The organism is Pseudomonas sp. P5_A2_2 (assembly GCF_054177685.1).
Genome location: NZ_JBGCUL010000307.1, coordinates 1 through 4938, shown reverse-complemented (window position 1 = coordinate 4938; position 4938 = coordinate 1). Strand labels below are relative to the sequence as shown.

General features: G+C 60.1%; 6 protein-coding genes. 5 read left to right on the top strand and 1 reads right to left on the bottom strand.

All coding sequences use genetic code 11. The annotated features are described in order from the left end of the window. On the top strand, nt 1-375 hold a 375-nt coding region (locus ACXRVY_RS17040; RefSeq protein ID WP_458237820.1), incomplete at its 5' end, for an MBL fold metallo-hydrolase. A gap of 103 nt (nt 376-478) precedes the next feature. Then, nucleotides 479-1219, top strand: coding sequence for an OmpA family protein (locus ACXRVY_RS17035; protein WP_223461187.1), 741 nt, complete (start codon nt 479-481; stop codon nt 1217-1219). A 270-nt stretch (nt 1220-1489) separates the two neighbouring features. Here the strand turns inward: ACXRVY_RS17035 and ACXRVY_RS17030 are convergent, their stop codons facing one another. Beyond that, the gene (locus ACXRVY_RS17030; RefSeq protein ID WP_223461188.1) at nt 1490-1924 is read right to left on the bottom strand and encodes a Z-ring associated ZapG family protein; all 435 of its coding nucleotides are present in this window, start codon (nt 1922-1924) and stop codon (nt 1490-1492) included. Nucleotides 1925-2068: 144 nt separating this feature from the next. On the opposite strand from ACXRVY_RS17030, the gene ACXRVY_RS17025 reads away from it, so the two are divergent. The 3 genes from ACXRVY_RS17025 to zapE all read left to right on the top strand — a co-directional run. After that, the gene (locus tag ACXRVY_RS17025) at nt 2069-2698 is read left to right on the top strand and encodes an alpha/beta hydrolase (RefSeq protein ID WP_458237821.1); all 630 of its coding nucleotides are present in this window, start codon (nt 2069-2071) and stop codon (nt 2696-2698) included. Nucleotides 2699-2722: 24 nt separating this feature from the next. Next, nucleotides 2723-4078 carry a tryptophan--tRNA ligase gene (locus ACXRVY_RS17020; RefSeq protein WP_458237819.1) on the top strand — a complete coding sequence of 452 codons (1356 nt, stop codon included), beginning with the start codon at nt 2723-2725 and terminating at the stop codon, nt 4076-4078. Between the two features lie 90 nt (nt 4079-4168). Beyond that, nucleotides 4169-4938, top strand: a 770-nt coding sequence (gene zapE / locus ACXRVY_RS17015; protein WP_458237818.1) for a cell division protein ZapE, incomplete at its 3' end; no start/stop codon positions are given.

Here is a 4938-nt window from a genome sequence, read left to right as displayed (position 1 = left end):
TTTCTGTGGGACAACCTGGAAATGCAGTGCCAGATGTTCGGCGTTCCTTATACTCCGGTGCCGTCTCCGGACCGCTGGTTGGCCGATGATGAAGAACTGGCCTGCGGTTGTGGCGTGGCGCTGCACACGCCAGGTCATACACCGGGCTCCATGAGCTTCTGGTTTTCCGAGGCCAAGCTGCTGATTGCCGGTGATACGCTGTTTCGTCGCGGCGTCGGCCGCACGGATTTGTGGGGGGGCGACCAGGCCACCATCGTGCGTTCGATAAAGCAGCGTTTGTACACCCTCGATGAAGAGGCGACAGTGGTGGCCGGGCATKGTCCGGACACCCGTCTGGGCGATGAAATGCGCGAAAACCCGTTTGTACGGGCCTGATTTGTAACGAGCGGAATTTTTACCCGTTAACATGATCCAACGCCCGCAAAGACTGATGCCTTGGTCCGTTGCACCACAGAATGCAAAAAAGTAGGAGCTTTACATGTTCACCACGCGTCGTTTGATTATTCTCGCTACGGCTGTGGCCGTTTTGTCCGGTTGTGCCTCGCCTAACCCGTACGGTGGTCAAGGCCAGGCTCAGGGCCAGGCGGATAACGGCTCCGAAGGCATGAGCAAGACCGCGAAATACGGTGGTCTCGGCGCTCTGGCCGGTGCATTGGCCGGTGCTGCGATCAACCACGATAACCGTGGCAAGGGCGCCCTGATCGGTGCAGCGGTGGTCGGTGCTTCTGCCGCAGGCTACGGCTACTACGCCGATCAGCAAGAGAAAAAGCTGCGCGCCAGCATGGCCAACACCGGTGTTGAAGTGCAGCGCCAGGGCGACCAGATCAAACTGATCATGCCAGGCAACATCACGTTCGCGACCGATTCGGCGAACATTGCCCCAAGTTTCTATCAACCGCTGAACAACCTGGCGGGCTCGCTGAAAGAGTTCAACCAGAACCAGATCGAGATCGTCGGCTATACCGACAGCACCGGCAGCCGCCAGCACAACATGGACCTGTCCCAGCGTCGTGCCCAGAGCGTGGCAACCTACCTGACCTCGCAAGGTGTCAGCGGTGCCAACCTGAGCGCTCGCGGCGCAGGTCCGGACAATCCGGTGGCCAGCAACAGCGACACCAACGGCAAGGCTCAGAATCGCCGCGTAGAGGTCAACCTCAAGGCGATTCCGGGTCAGCAGTATGGTGCCCAGCAGCAAGGTCAGGTTCAGCAGTACCCTTGATCGTCTGATTGAACCCCAGGCGTAAAAAAGCCAGCTCGATCCTTTACAGATCGGGCGGGCTTTTTTGTCGTCAGTTCTGGCCCCATCGCGAGCAAGCTCGCTCCCACAGGGGGCGATGTCGTACATAAAATCTGTATTCAATGCATAACCCTGTGGGAGCGGGCTTGCCCGCGAAGGGGCCGGTCTGGGCACCTGAGATACAGGATCAGAAACAAAAAAGCCCCCGGACAATCACCCGTCCGGGGGCTTTTTGCTAGGCGCGAAAGCTGCTTACTTCTTCAGGCCATAATGCTCATCGAGCATGCCCGGCGCGTTCGGGGCTTTCGGTGCGTAGTCGCGTGGCGGTTCCTGATTGCGCGGTGGTGTCAGGCGTTCCCGTGGAGCCTGCGCCGCATCGGCGTGCAGGGAGGCCAGCAGGCGTTGGCGAGTCTGTTCGTCCAGGGCCAGGCGATTTGCGCCCTCGGCGAGATGCTCCTGTACTTCCTGATAGCTCTGAGTCAGTTTCTTGACCAGTGTCGCGGTGCTGTTGAAGTGGGTCACCACCTCGTTCTGATAACTGTCGAAACGTTCCTGAATATCGTCCAGCTGACGCTGCGTGCGGCTGGGCGCGGCGTTCGGTGCAACGCGAGCGATCAGGAACCCAATGGCGACACCCACAACCAGGGCAAGAGTCGGTAACAACCAAACTAAGAGCGAGTGTTCCACGAGTCCTTCCTCTATAAACGGCTTTGCTTTACGTTAACGGCTCGAACCTGCGCTGTATACCGCGATTCACTCGCAATAGACAGCCACAGACAATTTGCTAGACGAGTCGACCTGATTCGAGGTCACGGAGTTCCTTCCTTGCTTATGCGTGAAACCCCTGTAGTGATTGACGGCCCGGTGGGTCAGCTTGAGGCTTTATATCTGGATAGCGAGCAGCCGCGCGGCCTTGCATTGATCTGCCATCCAAACCCGGTGCAGGGCGGCACCATRCTCAACAAAGTGGTCTCGACCCTACAGCGCACCGCGCGCGATGCCGGCTTGATCACCCTGCGCTTCAACTACCGTGGCGTCGGTGCCAGCGAAGGTACCCACGACATGGGCACCGGTGAAGTCGATGATGCCCAGGCTGTGGCCGAATGGTTTCGTGCCAGACACCCGCAATTGCCGCTGACCCTGTTCGGTTTCTCCTTCGGTGGATTTGTTGCAGCAAGTCTCGGCGGACGCCTTGAGGCCAAGGGCGAGCAGATCAAACACCTGTTCATGGTCGCGCCGGCGGTCATGCGCCTGGGCGATCAGGACCAGCTGCCGGAACAGGGCGAACTGACCCTGATCCAGCCGGAAACCGACGAAGTGATCGATCCGCAGCTGGTTTACGAGTGGTCCGACAAGCTCGAACGCCCCCATGAGCTGCTGAAAGTGGCAGAATGCGGACACTTTTTTCATGGCAAGCTGACCGATCTCAAGGATCTGATCCTGCCGCGTCTCTCGAATTGATTGCAGTCTGACAAGCGATTACCCATGACGACCCGTACCCGCATCCTTACCGGCATCACCACCACCGGCACGCCGCACCTGGGCAACTACGCTGGCGCCATCCGCCCGGCGATCGTCGCCRGCCGTGACAGCAATGCCGATTCGTTCTACTTCCTGGCCGACTATCACGCCCTGATCAAGTGTGATGACCCGCAGCGCATCCAGCGCTCGCGCCTGGAAATCGCCGCGACCTGGCTGGCCGGTGGGCTGGATGTCGACCGCGTGACCTTCTACCGCCAGTCCGACATCCCGGAAATCCCCGAACTGACCTGGTTGCTGACCTGCGTTGCCGCCAAGGGCCTGCTCAACCGCGCCCACGCCTACAAGGCTTCGGTGGACAAGAACGTCGAGACCGGCGAAGACCCGGATGCCGGCATCACCATGGGCCTGTACAGCTACCCGGTGCTGATGGCCGCGGACATCCTGATGTTCAACGCACACAAGGTGCCGGTCGGTCGTGACCAGATCCAGCACGTGGAAATGGCGCGGGACATCGGTCAGCGCTTCAACCACCTGTTTGGCCAGGGCAAGGAATTCTTCACCATGCCCGAGGCGTTGATCGAAGAGAGCGTCGCCACGTTGCCGGGCCTGGATGGCCGCAAGATGTCGAAGAGCTACGACAACACCATTCCACTGTTCAGCAGCGCCAAAGAGATGAAGGACGCGATTTCGCGGATCGTCACCGACTCMCGCGCGCCGGGCGAAGCCAAGGATCCGGACAACTCGCACCTGTTCACCCTGTTCCAGGCATTCGCCACCCCGTCGCAGGCCGACGAGTTCCGCAGCGAGCTGTTGCAGGGTCTGGGTTGGGGCGAGGCGAAGAGTCGTCTGTTCCAGCTACTGGACAACGAATTGGGCGAGTCCCGCGAGCGTTATAACCTGTTGATCGAGCGCCCGGGGGATCTGGAAGACATCCTGCAACACGGCGCGAAAAAGGCCCGTTCGGTAGCGACACCGTTCCTCAACGAACTGCGTGAAGCGGTGGGCCTGCGCTCCTTCGTTGCCCAGACTCAAGTGGCGGCGACCACCAAGAAGAAAGTCGCGAAAGCTGCACGTTTTGTCAGCTTCCGCGAAGACGACGGCAGTTTCCGCTTCCGTCTGCTGGCGGCCGATAGCGAACAACTGCTGCTGTCGCGCAACTTCGCCGACGGCAAGACCGCAGGGCAGGTGACCAAGCAACTGCAAGCGGGCCAGCCTCTGGACGTGCGCAGCGAGGCGCTGAGCTTCAGTGTATGGCTGGAAGGCGAGTGCGTTGCCGACAGCCCGGCCTTCGCCGACAGCGCCGCGCGTGACGCGGCTATCGAAGCCTTGCGCATCGCCCTGACGCCGGTTCAGGAATAAACAACGGTTCGGCCCGACCAAGGGCCGATTGCCATTCCTGCGGGCCGTCGCTACAGTGTCGGCCCGTTTTTGTTGCCTTGCTAACGAATTATGACGCCCCTAGAACGATATCAAGCTGATCTGAAACGCCCGGAATTCTTCCATGACGCCGCGCAGGAAACCGCCGTGCGTCATTTGCAGCGCCTGTACGACGACCTGGTCGCGGCCGAGCAAAACAAGCCGGGCCTGCTGGGCAAGTTGTTTGGCAAGAAGGATCAGACCCCGGTCAAGGGCCTGTATTTCTGGGGCGGCGTAGGTCGCGGCAAGACTTACCTGGTGGACACCTTCTTCGAAGCGCTGCCCTTCAAGGAAAAGACCCGTACGCACTTCCACCGCTTCATGAAGCGCGTGCACGAAGAGATGAAAACCCTGGGCGGCGAGAAAAACCCGCTGACCATCATCGCCAAGCGCTTCGCCACCGAAGCCCGGGTCATCTGCTTCGATGAATTTTTCGTCTCGGACATCACCGACGCGATGATCCTCGGCACGCTGATGGAAGAACTGTTCAAGAACGGCGTGACCCTGGTTGCAACGTCGAACATCGTGCCGGACGGCCTGTACAAGGACGGCCTGCAACGCGCGCGCTTCCTGCCGGCCATTGCGCTGATCAAGCAGAATACCGAGATCGTCAACGTCGACAGTGGCGTCGACTATCGACTGCGTCACCTGGAACAAGCCGAGTTGTTCCACTATCCGCTCGACGAAGCCGCCAACGAAAGCCTGCGCAAGAGCTTCCGTGCGCTGACACCGGAATGCACGGCGGCGGTCGAAAATGACGTGCTGATGATCGAAAACCGTGAAATTCGTGCCCTGCGCACCTG

Bases quoted from the DNA above. Each gene is read 5' to 3' on its own strand.
- ACXRVY_RS17035 (WP_223461187.1), top strand. From the start codon at position 479: ATGTTCACCACGCGTCGTTTGATTATTCTCGCTACGGCTGTGGCCGTT.